We start from the raw sequence: 17,580 nt of genomic DNA, 5'->3' as shown, positions 1-17,580 counted from the left end.
TTTTGCGGAATGGTAGGGATACCATCGGTTCGGCGGTGGTGAAAGATGGGATGTTCGGGTTCGAGGGGCAAGTTTCAGAACCGTTTTACGGGTACATTTCCATTGAAAAGAAAGACGGAGAGTGGGGAGGTAAAGCCTTTAGCCTGTTTGTCGAGAATTCGGATATCCGGATCAATGGAGGGAAGATTTGTTTAAAGTACGAATCACAGGATCACAGTCGGAAGACCTGTATAATATTTAGGTAACAGATAGATTCCTTGTATGAAGAGCGGAATGAATTGTATACGAGATGTGGAGCGTATATTCGGGATATTTATACGAAGGTGTATTTTCGGAAAAATGTATCGCTCCGGGGATCGAAGTGGAAAAACAAAGTCAGGTTTTGGAAGAAAAGCTGGCCGAGCGTTGTAAGTTGGCCAAAGGAAGGCCCTGCGTCGACTTCAAAGTGGTGGATGTGAACGGAAAAGAGGGGATGTTTTCCGATTATGTGAAGCCGGGTAAGTATAATATGCTGGAAGTATGGGCATTGTGGTGTGGCCATTGCCGGGTGGTAATTCCACACTGAACCTCGATCTGCTGCTGGAAACGCTTTACGGTGAATGATGCCGGGAAGGTATTTGTAAGGGGGCGACGGGTTGTCGCTCCCTGTTTAATTATAAATTCGAAAAGTATGAGAACGATTTGTTGTGTATTCTTGTTTTTCTTTTTATGTGCGGGAGGATATGCCCGGCAGAAAACTCCGGCAGGACAGATTTTCCGGACAGAGCCTTGGCTGCAGAGCCTGACAGAACGTGGAGTTACGGTCAGCTGGCTGACTCATGTTCCAGTATACAGCTGGGTGGAATACGGTACGGATACCCTGGAGCTGGAGAAAGCCCGGACGATGCTCGACGGACAGGCCGTTTGTAACAATCATATCCACAAAATCCGCCTGGAAAATCTGGAAGCCGGCAAGACCTATTATTACCGGGTTTGTTCCCGGGAAATCCTGGAATATGCAGCGTATAGCAAAACCTTCGGCAATACGGCTGTTTCGCCGTTTTATTCTTTCCGGGTGCCCGGCGAGCGGGAAACCGGTTTTACTGCTCTTGTTTTCAATGATATTCATCAGGAGTTTCAGACAATGGCAGCCTTGTGCGAACAGATAAAAGGGATAGACTATGATTTTGTGATCTTCAATGGCGATATGCTCGATGCTCCGGGAGATGAAGATGAGGTCGTGAAGGCATTCTCGTTTTATCATAGCCTGGTCGGAGCTACGGAAAAACCTGTCTTTTATCTGCGAGGCAATCACGAAATACGCAATGCGTATTCTCTTCACCTGAGATGGTTGTTGTACTATATGGGCGAGAAGACTTACGGTGCTTTCAATTGGGGAGATACCCGGTTCGTTCTGCTCGATTGCGGAGAAGACAAAACGGATGAGCATTGGGTGTATTACGGATTGAACGATTTCAGTGGCTTTAGAGATGAACAGACGGAATTTTTACGGCGGGAATTGCATTCGAAAGCCTTTCGGCAGGCCGGGAAAAAAGTGTTGGTGCATCATATTCCGCTTTGGGGAAACGAGACCGATTACACGCCTTGCCGGGAATTATGGGGCGATTTGCTGAAAAAAAATCCTGTCGATGTATCGTTGAATGCACATACCCACGTCTATGCTTACCATCCGGTCGGCAGTCTGGGTAATCCTTGCCCCGTAGTGGTCGGTGGAGGGTATGAATTGGACGAAGCCACCGTCATGATGTTAACCAGGAAAGGAGATATGTTGAAATTGAAAGTGTTGGATACGAAAGGACACATTTTGCAAGAACTTGAATTGTAGACGATTACTTAAAATGGAAAAGCTTCTCGTATTTATATGTATTTTTATGAGATAAATGAGGTAAAAGCGACGTGTGGTGATTCCTGGATAACCGATCAGGAGGAAGCTTTGTTTTTATCTGTGTATGAATGGATAATCTGGATAGATTAATTGAGAAATTCTTTTATTTTTTGTAATAGAGTTTGTGCTTTTATCGGTTTTGACAAATAACCGTTGAAACCGTTTTCCAGAATTCTTTTTTCATCTTCGGTGAAAGCATAAGCCGTTACGGCGATAATGGGAATATCGGCCGATGATTTACGAATTTCCGAAGTGGCTTCATACCCATTCATTTCGGGCATCTTGATATCCATCAAAATAAGCTGAGGATGATGGCTTTGGAAAAACGCTACGGCTTCTCGTCCGTTTTGCGCATGAATCAAGCGATAGGTATGCTTTAAAAGGATCTCGATCAACAGATAATTACTCGCATTATCCTCTGCTACAAGAATTAAAGGCCTATCGTCAATGACATCTCCCATATAGATTTTATATCCTAAGTGCTTAAAAAGTGGTGAAAATAATCACAAAGTCAAAGGTACGATTAACCGGATAATAAATTCTTCGAAATAAAAAACGAAAAGTACAACGTGAAAAATAATTTTTGCATTGATTATGAATGATTTATCAAAAATGATTCCCGGTTAAAATAAGATGTAAAATTTATTTTTTAATGTTTGATTGTATCCAATTTAATCGTACGTTTTATTCATTCGGAAATTCTTGAAAAAGAAAGAATTGTATGGGAGAAGATGAAAGAATTTTGATCCGTAATTTCTTGCATAGTGCCCGTTTATCGGGGGAAGGATGTGTCAGTTTTGAATCCGTACATCGGGTATTATAAGGCGGCAGCGATAGCGCAGAAAGCCCACCGCGAAGGAATTACCTTGCGGCAGGCTGCGATTGGGTCGGGTGAGGTTACGGCAGAGGAGTTCGATCGCTGGGGCGACCCGGCCCGGATGGTGGGGGAAAGCTAATCGACGGCTTCCACACGGATGGCATCGACGTATAGCCCTTTACCTTCGACCGGATCCATGTAATTACGGATTTCTACCCGGAGCTTGGTGGCGTCCGCCGGTGCCCGGAATACTTTTCCGGCATAGGCATCGATATAGCCCGAAGTCTCGTATTGGTAACTCGGAGAATGAAGGGCGTCCGAAGGCAGGTTTTTACTGCCTTTCATCCAGGTACACCAGCTGCGCCATTTGACCTCGTGAGCGGGTGCATTGACGTACATCTTCAATTGGTAACATTGACCACCCGTCACAGGAATGTCCTGATAGAGGTAAGTTTTACCTTCTATTCTTACCGCTTTACTTCCCTCCTGGGTCGGAGAGGTGACGCTGACTATCCGGGGAGTATATTCTTTACTGGAAACATCTGCATTCCAGTGATCGGGAAGATCGTCAATAAAATCGCTTTCAAAGCTTCCGTTTAGAACGAGGTTCGTTCCATTGCCTACGCCTGTACAGGGACCTTGGGGCTTGTCGACTTCCCAATCCGCTTCCTGCAGGATCGTTTCATCCCAATCTGCGAGTCGGGTGGTGATATCCAACTCGCTGGTGGCAGCCGGGTCTTTGAAAATGGCTTTGATCTCCGTTATCCGGTTGGCTAATATGGATTCGATGGGATGCTCCGGAGTGACAAATACCATTGAATTGGAAGAAAGGGTCAGAATAGCCTTTTCTTTTGGGGGAAATACCAGCAAAGTCGTCACCGAAGTACCGTTCTCGTCCGGTAAACCGATATTTTTAGTGATAGAACAATCGCCTTTATATTCTCCGGTCAGACTCATCTTTTGAGAGATATTACTTAGATTGATTTGTAAATCGGTTAACCATTCGGGAATATTCTCGATGGTCACTCTCAACATTCCGACTTTTCGGTTGAGGTCGAAAACGGCGCTGTTGTCGCCGTCCTGGGCCACGGTGAAATCACTTTGCCCGAGTAGATGATCTCCGGTTTCTGTTTTACCCGATTTCAGGAATATTTCGCCGGGCGGAAGATTATCGGTATATTCCCAATTTTCGGTTTCTTCGGCATTTGTAACGCAATAGCCGGTATATGTGCCGGGAAAAAGCTTCAGGTGAAGGACATTGTTGTCCTCTTTTTCGGGATTGACACTGTACCGGCTCATGCTGGAATGAACCTGATCGTAAACAAAAAACTGATACACTGAGGGAGAAGCTGTAATGCCGGACAGGCTACGTGTTCTGACATACATGGCGACATCTTGTTTGTCACCGTCACCAGGCCAGGGGTCCATCGAATGATGACAACCGACAGCCATAACTACCGCTAAGATATAAATCATGCGTTTCATGGTGAAAAATTTTTAATGAAATAATTAAAACAAGCAGCATTCAGGAGAGAAGAATGCAAGGAGTACAACCACTATAAAATTAAAGAAATTAGATAAAATAACCAAATTATAATTGATAAATCTGTTTGAAAAACAGGATATAATTCAAATTGAAGTGGAGATGACAATGATAAGCTATAACATGTAAGCAAAAAGAAATAAAAAAATAAGTATATGGATGTGTTAATATGTAAAAATCCACAGGATTCCGTTTCCGGAGTACTGTGGATTTTAAGCGATCATAAAAGGTTCTAATCTAATTCTTTCAGTATTTTTTCTACGTCACCCGGAACAACGCGTCCGAATACTTTTTCGCCGATCAACACGACGGGAGCCAGGCCGCAAGCCCCGACACAACGCAGACTGGACAAAGAGTATTTACCGTCGGGAGTCGTTTCGCCTACATTGATATTCAATATCCGTTTAAATTCATCCAGTACTTTTTCAGCTCCCCGGACATAACAAGCGGTTCCCATACATACGGAAATCGGATGTTCACCTTTGGGGGTCATAGTAAAGAATGAATAAAAGGTGACTACTCCATATACCTTAGATACCGGAATATTCAGCTTGTCGGCAACAATCCGTTGTACTTCTGCCGGAAGATATCCGAAAAGATGCTGTGCTTTATGTAAGACATTGATCAGTTCTCCCGGCTGATTTCCATGAGCATCACAGATTTCGAGTAACTTGTCTATTTTATGCTGAGGTAATTGTATTTCGCTCATAGTTTTCAATTAATGGGTTGCTTTATTAAAATAGTGGGTATGTAATAAATGATGGGCTTTTTCGCTCAACGGCTTTCCGAGATATTCTTCATATAATTTGATAATATCCGGGTTTTCATGAGATTTCCGTAGCGGTTTATGCTCGTCTTCCTGATAGAGGGCCTGGCTGCGGGCTTTTAATAAAGCCGAATTGCCATGATGTAAAGGTTGGCCTCCTCCTCCGATACAACCACCGGGACAAGCCATGATTTCGATCGCATGGAATTCGGATTTTCCTTCCCGGATTTCATTCAAAAGTTTACGGGCATTTCCCAATCCATGAGCAATACCGACATGGAGTTCTACTCCGTTGAGTTTAATAGTTGCTTTTTTTATGTTCTCCAGACCCCGTACTTCTTTGAAATCTACTTTGTCGAGTGTTTTTCCGGTATAAAGTTCGTAAGCTGTTCGCAATGCTGCTTCCATCACACCTCCCGAAGCTCCGAAGATTACTCCGGCACCTGTAGATTCTCCCAAAGGATGATCGAAATCTTCGTCCGCCAGGCTGTTGAAATCGATATTGGCCCGTTTGATCAGACTGGCTAGTTCCCGGGTAGAAAGAGAGTAGTTGACATCGGGATCGCCCTGTGTTGCGAATTCTTCCCGGGCACATTCGTATTTCTTAGCCAGACAAGGCATAATAGATACAACGATCAAATCTTCCCGGGGAATGTTCATCTTTTCTGCCCAATAGTTTTTAGCGATAGCACCGAACATTTGTTGGGGTGAACGTGCGGTCGACGGGATATCCAGCATATCGGGGAACTGATGTTCGAAGAAATTGACCCAGGCCGGACAACAAGAAGTCAGAATAGGGAGGCATACGTCTTTATCACCCTTGAGATAACGGGTCAACCGATCCAGTAATTCGCTTCCTTCTTCCATAATGGTCAGATCGGCAGCGAAATCGGTGTCGAACACTTTGTCGAAGCCCAATTGTCTTAAAGCAGCTACCATCTTTCCGGTAACAGAAGTGCCGGGTGTTAAACCGAATTCCTCGCCGAGTGCAGCCCGTACTGCCGGTGCCGTCTGTACGATAACGGTTTTTTTCGGATTACTCAGATCGCTGATCAGCCGATTCGTATGGTCGACTTCGGTCAGTGCTCCTACCGGACATACGGCGACACACTGACCACAGAAGGTACAGGCTGAATTGGATAAAGGTTCGTCGAAAGCCGGAGCTATCGTTGAAATGAAACCACGGTTTACAGCACCGAGTGCCCCTACGGTTTGCACTTCATTACACATCATCTCACAACGACGGCAATAAATACATTTGCTCATATCGCGGACAATCGATGGAGAGGTCTCTATCGGGAGAATATTCCGCTCACCGGCAAAGGGTATCTCGCGGATTTTTAATTTAACGGCCAGGTTTTGTAATTCGCAATTCCCGGATTTCGGACAGATCAGGCAATCGTTGGGGTGGTCCGAGAGAATTAATTCCAGTACGGTTTTCCGGGCATTGAGCACCCTGAGGCTACTGGTTTTTACCTTCATGCCGTTTTCACAACGGGTAGCACAGGCCGGAGCCAGGTTTCTCCGTCCTTCGACTTCGACGACACAAATACGGCAGGAAGCCGGAAGGTTGGTGATACACATGTCTTTCAGATTCATATAGCATAAGGAGGGGATTTGAATACCTACTCCCCGGGCTGCTTCGAGAATCGTCGTTCCTTTGGCCACCTCTACGATATGATTATCTATTTGCAGAGTTATATTTTGTTCCATGTTTTTTCGTTATGGGCTGTTATACTTCGGTTATCCGGCACTTATCGCATTAAATTTGCATTTATCTTTACAAGTACCGCATTTGATACATTTAGTCGTGTCGATGAAATGGGCTTCTTTCCGTTCGCCGATGATTGCATCTACCGGACAATTACGTGAACAGAGGGTACATCCTACACATAGTTGCGGGTCGATACGGAAAGATAACAACGCCTTACATTTTCCGGCAGGACATTTGTGATCCCGGATGTGAGCGACATATTCGTCATAGAAATGTTCCAGTGTAGACAGTACCGGATTGGGAGAGGTCTGTCCCAAGCCGCAAAGAGCCGTATCTTTAATCACTTGGCTCAGGTTACGGAGGTTGTCGAGATCTTCCATCGTGCCTTTCCCTTCGGTGATCCGGGTTAAGATTTCCAATAACCGTTTGTTGCCGATCCGACAGGGAGAACATTTTCCACAAGATTCTTCGACGATAAATTCCAGATAGAACTTGGCGACAGCAACCATACAATCGTCTTCGTCCATGACGATCATGCCACCGGATCCCATCATCGAACCTGCTGCCAGCAAGTTGTCGAAATCGATCGGAGTATCCAGATGTTTCTCCGTGAGACAACCGCCCGAAGGACCTCCGGTTTGTACGGCTTTAAATTTTTTACCATTTTTGATTCCTCCCCCGATTTCATAAATGACTTCCCGGAGAGTAGTACCCATAGGCACTTCGATCAGGCCCACATTATTGATTTTACCGGCTAATGCAAATACTTTGGTTCCTTTCGAACGTTCTGTTCCGATAGAAGCAAACCAGTCGGCCCCTTTGTTGAGAATGACAGGAATATTGGCCAGTGTTTCGACGTTATTGACATTCGTCGGTTTATTCAAATAGCCCGATTCTGCCGGGAAAGGAGGTTTGGTCGTGGGCTCGCCCCGGTGTCCTTCCATCGAGTGGATCAAAGCGGTCTCTTCTCCACAGACAAAAGCACCTGCACCATAACGGATTTCTATATGGAAAGAAAAATCGGTACCGAGAATATTTTCTCCCAGCAGCCCGTATTTTTCAGCTTGTTCGATCGCGATACGAAGCCGTTCGATAGCCAGAGGATATTCTGCCCGGATGTATACCAGTCCTTTACTGGCACCTATGCTGTAACCGCAAATGGCCATGGCTTCGATCACGGAGTGCGGATCCCCTTCCATAATCGAACGGTCCATAAAAGCTCCCGGGTCCCCTTCGTCGGCGTTACAAACGACATATTTTTGATCGGCCTGGTATTTGCGGGCAAATTCCCATTTCAGACCGGTAGGGAAACCGCCGCCACCCCGTCCACGCAATCCGGATCGTTTGATTTCGTCGATAACCGCTTCCGGAGTCATCTCTGTCAGACATTTGGCTAAAGCGCTGTAACCGTCACGACCGATACATTCTTCAATGTTTTCCGGATCGATAAAACCACAGTTACGCAAAGCGATGCGTAATTGCTTTTTATAAAATTCCATGTGTTTGGAATCGCTGACCGTCACTTTTTTAGACGGTTCTTTGTATAATAACCGTTCTACCTTGCGGCCTTTAATGATGTGTTCGTTGACGATTTCTTCGGCATCTTCCGGTTTTACCTGTACATAAAAGGTATTGTCAGGCATGATCTTGACAATAGGACCTTTCTCACAGAAACCGAAACAGCCGGTAGCGATGACCTGTACTTCGTCTTCCAGAGCACGTTCTTTCAGACAATCTTCCAGTCGGCAGATGATATTTTTACTGGCTGACGCACGGCAACCGGTCCCTCCACAGACAAGAATATGCATTTTATAACTCATAGATGGGGTTGTTTATCGATTAATAGTTGAAAATATTTAGCACGTTATAGAATCAGATACTTTGGTAATTAACCGGGATAATCCCTTCGACCAATTCGTCGTTTTTCAGGTATTTCTGGATGATCTCTTCTGCTTTAGCACAGTTGACATGACCGAATACGATCGGTTCTTTTCCCGGTTTGGTGATTTCTACCGTGGGCTCTGCAAAGCAGTAACCCATACAGCCGGTTTGAGTGACTACGGCCTGAATACCGTTTTTTTCAAGATTGTTCAGAAAGTAATTCATCGTTTCCTTACTACCTGCTGCTATTCCACAAGTGGCCATGGCGACTTTGATCTGAATCAGATTTTCAGGATGCTCGCTTTTTTCGCGCAGATCGATTTTCGATTGAACGTTATCCCTGATTTTTTTCAGGTCGGCGAGTGATTTTATTTTTTCCATATAGCTGTTATTAGGTGATAATTGATTTTATGATTGCCTGATAGACATGCTTTGATCGGCATGTATTTCTTTGAGATTCTCCCGGATTAAATTTTGTATGGCCGGAAGAATTTCGGGATGTCCCAAAGGTACACCTTCCAGCACCTGTATGATCTCTTGGGTATCGAACCGGTATGTACCGCTGGGAGTCGAATGATCGTAGCTGAAATGGATGGCCGGATTGGCGGCTGCCAATAGCGTAAGCGTTTCTGCTACATCTCCCAAAGGAGGACGGTCCAGATGGGAATGACCGAAACGGGCTGTGAGAGTAGTCCCTTGACCCGGCTGTGAGACGATACTAACTTTTCCTCCGGTTCGTTCGGCATTTTGCTGGAGCAAGGGAATTCCCAGGCCCACTTTGCGTACTGTCCGGCTGGTAAAAAAAGGATCCCTGACCCTTGCCAAAGTCGCCTCATCCATACCGCAACCGTTATCCTGAATTTCAATAAGAAAGAGATCTGCCTCCGGATCTTCGCAAATCCGGATCTGAATCCACGAAGCCTCTGCCCGGATAGAATTCTGGACGATATCCATCATATGAGAGGACAAATCTTTCATGAATAGGTTATATTCTTTAACTTATTGGGATAATAAACTTTAAATATTTATTTCTGGCCTCAAATTTAATTTAAATTCATAAAATTACAACGATTGCAGGAGTGAAATTACGTAATTAAATTCCGGATAGATTGCCGGATGTTTTTGAAGGAAAAATCTTCTATTTTCAGTTGGGTATATATTTTTCCGATGTCCCCGGGATAGTGGGCATCCGAGGACTGGATGAAAGAGGCGGATTTCAGTTCGGGATGGCCGGACAGGAATTTCGAAAGAGAGGTATGACTACTGAGCTCCAGGGCATCATAACGTAAATCCGGCGGGACGAATCCTAATTGTGAAAGAATACTGAAACAGGGTTTGTCGATATGGGCCGGAATGAAAATACCGTCGAGTTGCCTGACTTTATGTGCAATTTCTTCCAGCGATTGGTTCAAGGCAGAAATCAATAGTTTGGGTTCTTCGTAAATGATCTGTTCTTCCGGATCGACGACAACCTGGAAGCCGAATTTTTCCGGGTCGTTCGGAATATCGGGTAAATGTACATCCAGGTAATGCTGAAAAATAGTAAGCTGTTCGTCGGTTTCGAAAAAAGTCAGGGCATGCACTTCTTCTTTACTGCAGATTTCAGCACCTGTAAGGACGAATATACCTTTCGTTTTCCCATAATCACGGATTATCGGTGCCTGGCGGGTGGAGTTGTGATCAGTGATTCCGATCATATTCAGTCCTTGGACTTGGGCGAAATACAGAATATTCTCCGGACTCATTTCCAGATCTCCGCAAGGGGAAAGGACGGTATGAATATGGAGGTCGGCCCGAATGTCCATTTTACTGCTCCTTTTTCTGGAGAAGTTCGTAAATCTCGCCTGTCATTTCGAATGTCTGTCTGGAAGTACTTAAGATGGGTATGCCTTCTGCCTCACTTTCGGAAACGGTATCTTCTTCCGGTCGGTAACCTTTGACCAGGACAATGGCTGCCAGTTCTTTCAGCGAAGCGATGGCCATGATATTTTTGTGTGTCTGAAGCGTAATCCAGATATTCCCTTCCCGGGCGTTACCCATCACATCACTCAGTAGATCGGAGGTATAGCCGCCTTTGATCTCTTTGTCCAGGCCTGCCGCACCACAGCAGACTTCTAATTTTAGTTGTGTAGCCAATTCTCTGACTGTCATATCTTTGTTCGTTTATTTTTATTCTTCGTTCTTTTCAAATTTTCCGATTCCCCAGACTTTGGCCGATAATTCCATCGATTCTTCCGGGGTAAGCAACCCTTCCCGGGTGAGGATTTTTTGCATGAATATACATTGGTTGAGTTTGGCCTTTCCTTGCACGACATCCTGAGCCAAAGCCTGACAGGAGGGTGTGCCGCAAGCCCCGCAGTCTATCTGAGGTAAAACTTTCATAATGCGGGTGATTTTTTCCATTTTCTGAAAAGCAACCGACAAGTCTTCATCCAGTTTTTCGATCGACCGGGGTGGAATTTCACCGCTCAGTTGCATTTGTTTTACCAGAAAATCCTTGTACCGGGGCATTTTATTGATAGAGATGTAGTTGTATTTGATATAGTTCTCCATCCGTTTCTGTAGTCTTTCGATGGTGAGAAAACGGTTGTTGATCGCCAGTGCCCCTCCGGCACAGGAATGGTCGCATGCCCTCAGTTCCAGAAAGTCGATATCTGTCAGTTCGTCGTTTTCCAGTTTTTCGAGGATATCGATGACATTATGGATTTCGTCGATCGCCAGGCAACGCCCCGGATAGTTGGAAGCTTCTCCTCCCGAGAGGGTCCATTGGATGGATTGCGGAGTCAGATGGTATTGTTCCGGTACCCGGGGGAGAACCTGGGATTTATGTCGGTTGATCGAAAGGAGGATTTTGTTATAGATAAAATCCATATTGATCACCCCGTCTACAGGAGAACTTTCTTCGCCGACGGGACACTTGATGGCTGCGATTTTAGCGGCACACTGGGTGACATAAAAAACACCGATCTCTTTTTCAGGTATGCCTTTGTCGATGTATTTTTTCCTGACATAGATGGCTGCAATATCCATGGCTTGCTTTAAGCGGACGATATGTCCGATCAGGGAAGGAAAACGTACCTGGATCAAGCGTACGACAGCCGGGCAGAAACTGGAGATAAAAGGACGCTGCCGGGGATGCTGCTGAAGATAATGCTTTGTCTCTTCCATCAGCAGACCGGTCGATTTATCCACTTCCATGACATAATGGAATCCCAGGTTGTGCAACTCTGAAAATATCTGTTCTTCGCTGATATCTTCCGGGAATTGTCCGATAAAGACCGAAGGTAACAAGATGATCCGGTAAGAGAATTTGAAAATCTGATTGAAATCGTCCTGTTCCACATAAATGGCTTGACGGGGACAGGTCTTCAGGCACATGCCGCAATCGGTACAAGCGGCTTCGTTGATGGTCGCTTTACCGTATTTTATGCGGATCGCTGCCGTAGGACATACATTCATGCAGTGCGTACATCCTGTGCAAACCTCACTGTTGATCTTCAATGCATGATAAAATGTCTCGTTCCCCATTTTCGTAATTTTAAGACTTATCTCAGATACGTGGTCATCGTCACTTTGGTGCCGACATTTACGGTAGATTCGATATTCAACCGGTCACAATTTTTTTTCATATTGGGTAATCCCATCCCGGCACCGAATCCCATTTCCCGGACTTCGGGCGAAGCGGTCGAGAAGCCTTCCTGCATAGCCTTCGCTATATCGGGGATACCCGGCCCCTTATCAGTGATGGTGACGACGATAGATTTCCCGTCCAGCACGACGTTCATCACTCCCTCATAAGCATGAGCGACGACATTGACTTCCGCTTCATAAAGCGCAACGACGATACGTTTTATTAAAAGGGCATCGACGTTGAGCTGTTTCAATATTTTCTTTATCTCACTGGAAGCGGCCCCTGCCCGTGAAAAATTTCCTCCTTCCAGATTAAAATTGAATTCCATATGTTTTCTTAATACACCGGAAGAAGCCCGGCTTTATACAATTCTCCGCATACCCTGAACATACTTTGACGGCAACGCAATAGCAGGATTTCGTTTTCCTCGGCCAGCTGTTGCATTTCTGCCGTGATCTGCTTGTCACGAACAAAAAGAATAAACGGAATATCCGCCATTTCTGCCGTACGAATGACTTGTGGATTGGCCATCCCCGTTATCAACAGCAATCCTTCCGTATTCAGACGCAAGACATCGCTCATTAAATCTGCTGCAAAAGCATGTTGTATGGGATCGTGAAGCTTACGGGCCCCACAAATACACGTGGCGTCGAGTAATTTTATAATGTCGTCCGGTGTCATACCTTGGTTAATTTATATGCATCTAAATTAGTGAAATCATCTTCAAAAACAATACCTCCTCTGCGGGAAGCGATAATTTAAAATTGATATAAATAAGTATATTAGTCCGATGAAGACATTGGTTTTAATTGTTGTCAAGGTTTCAGAAGTCAGGGATAACCGTTTCATTGAAAAACCGGTGTTTTCATCTTCGGGGCTCGTGTTTGAGGATCCAGTCGTTTCTGTCGGTCAGTGAAAGAAAGCCTTATCGGACCGTTTCAGGCGATCGGGTTTGACGACACAAAAATCGAAATCGGAATGGAAAGAAAAAATTAAACCGAGAATTAAATGGGGCTATGAAGTCCTTGAAGTTTATTTTTTTGTATCTTTATAAAAATATTGTCGCATAAGTATGATAAGAAATGTAGTATTGACAATAATAGTTTGTTCTTTGCTTCTGATTGTTCAGGCATGTTCTGCCGGGCATGAGGACGAGGTCGAACCTGTCGTAGAAGAAAAAGGGTTTACGGTAAAGGTGTTTTATATAAATGAAGCTCAGCCCGATGTAGAAATACCTGATGCCGGGGCAAAGGTGTATCTCTATTATGGAGTGAATAACGGAGAATTGGTAAGAGGAGAATTTCAAGCCGGGGGAGAAGTGGTGAAAGGGGATATAACGTTTTTTCCGGACCAAATGTATCGGATCGATGGGGATGGGATGATCGATATTACTCCTTTATATGAGGATAAAGAGATGACGATGCTTATCGAAAGTAACTTTTATACAACCAGACTGGCGACCGGATATTTCCGGGATCTCAGTCGTCCCATAAATTATAAGTGTTTATTTTATCCTTAGTATCGATGGGGATAGCCGGCCTGATCGGACGAGGGACGGTCGGGGAATAAGGGTACTTTAGATAAATCCAGATGATGAAATACGAAATTGTAGCTTTTTATAAACAGGAGATAGAAGAAATCCGTGAATGTGCTGAAAACATCGGGCGGTTATATGGATGGCGGTATAGATGTGAAAAAATACCCGGTAGCGGAAAACTGCTTTCAGCCTGCATGGGAGAGGATAGTGTTCTTTGTTTGTTGAAGCGGAAATCATATTCTTTTTATCGGTTGATGAAGTACGTGTATGCTTTGAATAAACCGGTACTTGTTTTGCAGGATCATTTTTCTGCCGATACTTTTCAGCAGCTGAAAATTCCGGTAGGTTATTTGAAGGAAAATAAAGAAAAAGGGATTTGGGCTAATTTCCTGCAGCGGCATCATCCCGGGTGTCGGATCGAAATCATCGTTCCCCGGGAAAAAGATGAGCATATTGCGGCCATGGTCCGCAATAATTTAGCATTTATGGAGCGTATCTTAAAGCATTCCGAAGCCCGCTACGAGGTGGTGAATGAAGAGAAAAGTTTTGAAAAAAGCCTGATAAAGGTTTTGCAGGATCTTTCTCCGGGGATAACCCTGATGATGCGTCCGTTCCGCTTATTTCCCTTTTACTATCCCTATACTGTCCGGCTTTACCGTAAACACGCCCGGTCCGAAGTATTGATTATCCCCCGGGACGACTCTTTGTATATACCTTGCCATTAAAGATGATAGATGACACCTGTCATCTATCTTAAATACTCAGTCCGATAGAGAAAATCAGGTCGGCGAACATCTTTTTATGTTGTGTTTCGTAGCCGGTGCGGATACCGAGACGGATCGGATAGGTTAACCGGAAGAAGTGGGTGTCCGTGGTCAATTCTATTCCATAGGAGGAGTAAGTAGCTTTGCCGAATTTGTTGCGGCTGCTACCCCAATCGTAGAATACGGCGGCGTTTATAGTTTTGAGATAGAGCAATGAACTCAGGGGCAGATCCGGGAAAGCGATCGGCATATGGTAACCGGTACGCAAGCTGGCTATTTCGTAGCCAGGTAGGGTGATCCCTCTGGGGTAAAGAATTTTATTGCTATAATTCCGCTCTTTGTGCGACATATGCTGGAAGCCTCCGTACAGCGACAGGGAATGATTGGTGGTGAAGCCCGGAAAATACAGGTGTCCGTCTCCCCACCATTGATAGCCCAGGTCTATATGTTCCAGAGGGCTGTGAGTGTAACCTGCACTGAAAGTTTGGCCCCAGCGGGGATTGATCTCCTGGGTAGTCATACGGGTTTGATTGGTAAAATAAAGTCCGTATTCCAGCAATTGATAAAACCGGGAAGGCTCGTTCACCTGGTAAAAGTTCGGATCGACTTGTGTAATCCATATAGTGTTCGCTTCTGCTATTTTACAGGTGTAGAGTTTATTTAATTTTTCATGGTGTAATCCGACAAACCGGTAACGGACATAAGGTTGTAAGGTCCGGTTATATTGGCGGGCAGACAGGGTAAAAGGAAACCGGACCGTAACCTCAGCCGAAGAACGCCAGGCTTTATATTGTGCATAAAAAGTTTCTTTTTGCCGGGTAGGCAGGAAAAAACCTTCGTTGAAAGATTCGTAATCGTATCTCCCGCTATACAGGTCGAAATCGAATACCGGCCACCAGCCTTTGTAGCTGGCATTCAGCATCCAGGCCCCGTGGTCATAACCCGATTTTAAGATATAACCGACAGTAAAGGATAAGGTGCTCAACTTATTCTGAGAGTAAACTACCGCACCGAAGTCGACGTCCATATCGTTCAGATCGGCTTCTACCGGTCCCCAGCTGTGGATATTGACAAGGTGGGTGAATTTATTGTATTTCCGGGAAGGATAGATAGAATCGTATTGGAAAGCAGAATGCCATTTTTCTTCCTGTTTCATCGAGTCGGCTAACCGGAATTGCTGATAGACCGTCGGCTGTTCCTGTAATCCGGCCAGGTCGATATGCCCGGGTTTATAGCCATCTGCTGTGTAGAAAGAAAAATACAACTGTTTTTTATCCGCACTGAGGGTGGGGAACTGTAGGCCGTACTTACTGTTCAGCACATTCACCGGACCTTGTGCGGTCCAACGGTAGAAAGCATTGTTACCGTTGTAAGAAGCTCTGTAGATCAATAGACTGTCTCCGGCAACCGGGTGGTCCAGTTCGTAATAGATCGCAGGACAGATGGTATGTCGCCGGTGAGTGACCGGATCGATCGATACCAGACTCAAGCCTCGGGGGGATTGGACGACTGTGGTGATTTTACCCTCGTGGTAAGACGGATGGATGAATAGTTCGTTCGCTTCTGCCGGAATACGCCCGGTTTCCCGGCTCAAAGTCGAGTCGAGCAAGACCAGATAAGATCGGTTGCAATGGTCCACTTCTACACAGCCCCACTCCTGGCCCATCGCGAAAGGAGAAAAACGGTTGTTCCGGCTTTTATAGCGTTTGTATTTACCGGTATTCAGGTCGTAACTGCTTAAACGCATACGTCCGCCCTGATCCCAACGGATGTGATTGTAATATTCGCTCCAGACTATTTGGTCGTTGTTGAAGGCAAATTTATAGTCGTCCAGAATCCCTGTACGCCGGAGGAGTTTTTCGTTCTGATTGTGCAAGAGAACGAAAGCTCCCGTTTGTTGCAGCCCTTTTTTATAAGCAATCACTTTGCCGGAAGAAATCGGGGTGGGATTGTAGTAATTCGTGTAATACTTGTTGTGGGTGGGAAGTGTATCGAATGGAGACGATACGAGAGAGGCCTCCCGCATCCAGCGCTGTTGCAATTCGGAAAAATTATCCCGGTAAAGGGTACGCTTGGCATCCCGGTAGGTGTTGGCCTGGCGGACACTGTCGGGATCGATAAACAGAGAACGGAATGTACTGTCCCGCCAGAGACTGTCCCGCTTGCCCTGCATGGAAAGCTTCAGGCTGGTGGCGAAGGGAGTAATGCCGTAAGGGCGTCTTCCGGTGCGTTCCAGCGCTTTTGCCCAGATATCCGAACCGTAATTGACCCGGGAGTTGGCGGTCATGAAGTACCCCATGGTGTAACGATTGGGCACGAAATCTTTGTTTGAACCCAGTACGGCTTTCGAATAATTGTAAATCCCTTTTTCCAGGATTTGGGCTTTCATTTCGTTCAGAAATTCCGGGGAACGTCCTCGGCCGAGATGGCCGACAGCAGTTTCAAAACATACGGCATCTCCTTCCATAAACCACATCGGTACATATACACCGACTACTGCAATAGGAAAAATCTCCCCGAAGAGATAATACAGGTCTTTGGTAAGTCCCTGGTTTACCTTGTCGAGCTGCACGACATGCCGGAATTCGTGTACACACAAATGTTCCAGCCAATCATCCGTGGGATCTTGGGAAGGCATGGTGTAAAGTTCACTCTTCCGGGGTGCCAGGGCTACATTCCCATTGGAAACACCTCCGTCGGCATGCATGATGATGGATATCTTTTTGGGGTGTAATTGCAGTGTGTTGGCGTGGTGGTATAAAAGACTGAAAATAGAAGCTGCTTTTTGGGCGTTTTCTTCGAAAAAATCCGGGTATATAATTTGAAAATCGTCGGTTTTGATTTGCTTCCAGCGCAGGGAAGGCCTATCCTGACCGAAATTGACGAATTGTGCCGAAACGATTGAAAATGGGCACCAGAGAAGTAGAATAAAAAACAGAACTTTCTTCATATATCACCTATTTTTTAGAGCATCTAAATTAAATTATAAATTTTAGAAATAAGCCTGATTGCCTTTTTTATTTTAACACCGGCTTGCGTTTG

18 protein-coding genes and 1 pseudogene are annotated in these 17,580 nt (G+C 45.2%); 6 read left to right on the top strand and 13 right to left on the bottom strand.

Annotated elements, in window-relative coordinates; genetic code table 11:
- Window positions 1–2 precede the first annotated feature (2 nt).
- The 3 genes from WS34_RS15840 (at window position 3) to WS34_RS01930 (ending at window position 1,825) form a co-directional block, all read left to right on the top strand.
- Window positions 3–245 carry a DUF4369 domain-containing protein gene (locus WS34_RS15840; RefSeq protein WP_041556217.1) on the top strand — a complete coding sequence of 81 codons (243 nt, stop codon included), beginning with the start codon at window positions 3–5 and terminating at the stop codon, window positions 243–245.
- 44 nt (window positions 246–289) lie between these two features.
- On the top strand, window positions 290–565 hold the full coding sequence (locus tag WS34_RS01935; RefSeq protein WP_046402781.1) for a TlpA family protein disulfide reductase: 276 nt from the start codon (window positions 290–292) through the stop codon (window positions 563–565).
- Between the two features lie 105 nt (window positions 566–670).
- Window positions 671–1,825 (top strand): purple acid phosphatase family protein, encoded by a 1,155-nt coding sequence (locus WS34_RS01930; RefSeq protein WP_286693594.1) that lies wholly within the window; start codon window positions 671–673, stop codon window positions 1,823–1,825.
- A 146-nt stretch (window positions 1,826–1,971) separates the two neighbouring features.
- On the opposite strand, the pseudogene WS34_RS01925 reads toward WS34_RS01930, so the two are convergent.
- Window positions 1,972–2,316 (bottom strand): annotated as a pseudogene (locus WS34_RS01925) (response regulator); the annotation flags it as partial.
- 357 nt (window positions 2,317–2,673) lie between these two features.
- Between WS34_RS01925 and WS34_RS15345 the strand changes: the two are divergent.
- Complete coding sequence (locus WS34_RS15345; protein WP_233433991.1) at window positions 2,674–2,841, top strand: hypothetical protein; 168 nt, start codon at window positions 2,674–2,676, stop codon at window positions 2,839–2,841.
- Here WS34_RS15345 and WS34_RS01920 read toward each other — a convergent pair.
- The 11 genes from WS34_RS01920 to WS34_RS01870 form a co-directional block, all read right to left on the bottom strand.
- Entirely contained in the window at window positions 2,838–4,187 is a 1,350-nt protein-coding gene (locus WS34_RS01920) for a carbohydrate binding domain-containing protein (protein WP_022160951.1), read from the bottom strand. The two genes, WS34_RS15345 and WS34_RS01920, sit on opposite strands and share 4 nt — an antisense overlap.
- A 290-nt stretch (window positions 4,188–4,477) precedes the next feature.
- The gene (locus WS34_RS01915) at window positions 4,478–4,954 is read right to left on the bottom strand and encodes an NADH-quinone oxidoreductase subunit NuoE family protein (protein ID WP_013610539.1); all 477 of its coding nucleotides are present in this window, start codon (window positions 4,952–4,954) and stop codon (window positions 4,478–4,480) included.
- A 9-nt stretch (window positions 4,955–4,963) separates the two neighbouring features.
- Window positions 4,964–6,724: an NADH-dependent [FeFe] hydrogenase, group A6 gene (locus WS34_RS01910; protein WP_022160950.1), complete on the bottom strand. Its 1,761-nt coding sequence runs from the start codon at window positions 6,722–6,724 to the stop codon at window positions 4,964–4,966.
- Between the two features lie 30 nt (window positions 6,725–6,754).
- A complete protein-coding gene (locus WS34_RS01905) occupies window positions 6,755–8,545 on the bottom strand; it encodes an NADH-quinone oxidoreductase subunit NuoF (RefSeq protein WP_013610541.1) in 1,791 nt (596 codons plus the stop codon).
- Window positions 8,546–8,597: 52 nt separating this feature from the next.
- Window positions 8,598–8,987, bottom strand: a complete 390-nt coding sequence (locus WS34_RS01900) for a (2Fe-2S) ferredoxin domain-containing protein (RefSeq protein ID WP_013610542.1) — start codon at window positions 8,985–8,987, stop codon at window positions 8,598–8,600.
- 27 nt (window positions 8,988–9,014) lie between these two features.
- Entirely contained in the window at window positions 9,015–9,584 is a 570-nt protein-coding gene (locus tag WS34_RS01895; RefSeq protein ID WP_013610543.1) for an ATP-binding protein, read from the bottom strand.
- 107 nt (window positions 9,585–9,691) lie between these two features.
- A complete protein-coding gene (locus WS34_RS01890; RefSeq protein ID WP_022160946.1) occupies window positions 9,692–10,411 on the bottom strand; it encodes a PHP domain-containing protein in 720 nt (239 codons plus the stop codon).
- Between the two features lies 1 nt (window position 10,412).
- Entirely contained in the window at window positions 10,413–10,757 is a 345-nt protein-coding gene (locus WS34_RS01885; protein ID WP_013610545.1) for a DRTGG domain-containing protein, read from the bottom strand.
- An 18-nt stretch (window positions 10,758–10,775) separates the two neighbouring features.
- Window positions 10,776–12,134 carry a [Fe-Fe] hydrogenase large subunit C-terminal domain-containing protein gene (locus WS34_RS01880; RefSeq protein WP_013610546.1) on the bottom strand — a complete coding sequence of 453 codons (1,359 nt, stop codon included), beginning with the start codon at window positions 12,132–12,134 and terminating at the stop codon, window positions 10,776–10,778.
- 17 nt (window positions 12,135–12,151) lie between these two features.
- Window positions 12,152–12,565, bottom strand: coding sequence for an ATP-binding protein (locus tag WS34_RS01875; protein ID WP_022160943.1), 414 nt, complete (start codon window positions 12,563–12,565; stop codon window positions 12,152–12,154).
- Between the two features lie 8 nt (window positions 12,566–12,573).
- Window positions 12,574–12,918, bottom strand: a complete 345-nt coding sequence (locus tag WS34_RS01870; RefSeq protein WP_013610548.1) for a DRTGG domain-containing protein — start codon at window positions 12,916–12,918, stop codon at window positions 12,574–12,576.
- Window positions 12,919–13,309: 391 nt separating this feature from the next.
- On the opposite strand from WS34_RS01870, the gene WS34_RS01865 reads away from it, so the two are divergent.
- Window positions 13,310–13,756 (top strand): hypothetical protein, encoded by a 447-nt coding sequence (locus WS34_RS01865; RefSeq protein WP_046402777.1) that lies wholly within the window; start codon window positions 13,310–13,312, stop codon window positions 13,754–13,756.
- Window positions 13,757–13,827: 71 nt separating this feature from the next.
- Window positions 13,828–14,499: a hypothetical protein gene (locus WS34_RS01860; RefSeq protein WP_087381968.1), complete on the top strand. Its 672-nt coding sequence runs from the start codon at window positions 13,828–13,830 to the stop codon at window positions 14,497–14,499.
- Between the two features lie 28 nt (window positions 14,500–14,527).
- On the opposite strand, the gene WS34_RS01855 is transcribed toward WS34_RS01860, so the two are convergent.
- Window positions 14,528–17,488 (bottom strand): BamA/TamA family outer membrane protein, encoded by a 2,961-nt coding sequence (locus tag WS34_RS01855; RefSeq protein ID WP_046402775.1) that lies wholly within the window; start codon window positions 17,486–17,488, stop codon window positions 14,528–14,530.
- Window positions 17,489–17,580 lie beyond the last annotated feature (92 nt).

Origin of the sequence: Odoribacter sp. N15.MGS-14, from assembly GCF_000980245.1 — a bacterium.
GTDB lineage: Bacteria > Bacteroidota > Bacteroidia > Bacteroidales > Marinifilaceae > Odoribacter > Odoribacter splanchnicus.
The sequence above is the reverse complement of the archived record's forward strand: the minus strand, read 5'-3'. Positions and strand labels throughout refer to the sequence as shown.

Excerpts from the sequence above, each read along its gene's own strand:
- WS34_RS01910 (WP_022160950.1), bottom strand. The coding sequence starts at position 6,724 with ATGGAACAAAATATAACTCTGCAAATAGATAATCATATCGTAGAGGTG.
- WS34_RS01885 (WP_013610545.1), bottom strand. The coding sequence starts at position 10,757 with ATGACAGTCAGAGAATTGGCTACACAACTAAAATTAGAAGTCTGCTGT.
- WS34_RS01915 (WP_013610539.1), bottom strand. The coding sequence starts at position 4,954 with ATGAGCGAAATACAATTACCTCAGCATAAAATAGACAAGTTACTCGAA.
- WS34_RS01855 (WP_046402775.1), bottom strand. The coding sequence starts at position 17,488 with ATGAAGAAAGTTCTGTTTTTTATTCTACTTCTCTGGTGCCCATTTTCA.
- WS34_RS01865 (WP_046402777.1), top strand. The coding sequence starts at position 13,310 with ATGATAAGAAATGTAGTATTGACAATAATAGTTTGTTCTTTGCTTCTG.
- WS34_RS01920 (WP_022160951.1), bottom strand. The coding sequence starts at position 4,187 with ATGAAACGCATGATTTATATCTTAGCGGTAGTTATGGCTGTCGGTTGT.
- WS34_RS01870 (WP_013610548.1), bottom strand. The coding sequence starts at position 12,918 with ATGACACCGGACGACATTATAAAATTACTCGACGCCACGTGTATTTGT.
- WS34_RS01875 (WP_022160943.1), bottom strand. The coding sequence starts at position 12,565 with ATGGAATTCAATTTTAATCTGGAAGGAGGAAATTTTTCACGGGCAGGG.
- WS34_RS01900 (WP_013610542.1), bottom strand. The coding sequence starts at position 8,987 with ATGGAAAAAATAAAATCACTCGCCGACCTGAAAAAAATCAGGGATAAC.
- WS34_RS01860 (WP_087381968.1), top strand. The coding sequence starts at position 13,828 with ATGATGAAATACGAAATTGTAGCTTTTTATAAACAGGAGATAGAAGAA.
- WS34_RS01895 (WP_013610543.1), bottom strand. The coding sequence starts at position 9,584 with ATGAAAGATTTGTCCTCTCATATGATGGATATCGTCCAGAATTCTATC.
- WS34_RS01930 (WP_286693594.1), top strand. The coding sequence starts at position 671 with ATGAGAACGATTTGTTGTGTATTCTTGTTTTTCTTTTTATGTGCGGGA.
- WS34_RS01880 (WP_013610546.1), bottom strand. The coding sequence starts at position 12,134 with ATGGGGAACGAGACATTTTATCATGCATTGAAGATCAACAGTGAGGTT.
- WS34_RS01935 (WP_046402781.1), top strand. The coding sequence starts at position 290 with ATGTGGAGCGTATATTCGGGATATTTATACGAAGGTGTATTTTCGGAA.
- WS34_RS01905 (WP_013610541.1), bottom strand. The coding sequence starts at position 8,545 with ATGAGTTATAAAATGCATATTCTTGTCTGTGGAGGGACCGGTTGCCGT.
- WS34_RS01890 (WP_022160946.1), bottom strand. The coding sequence starts at position 10,411 with ATGGACATTCGGGCCGACCTCCATATTCATACCGTCCTTTCCCCTTGC.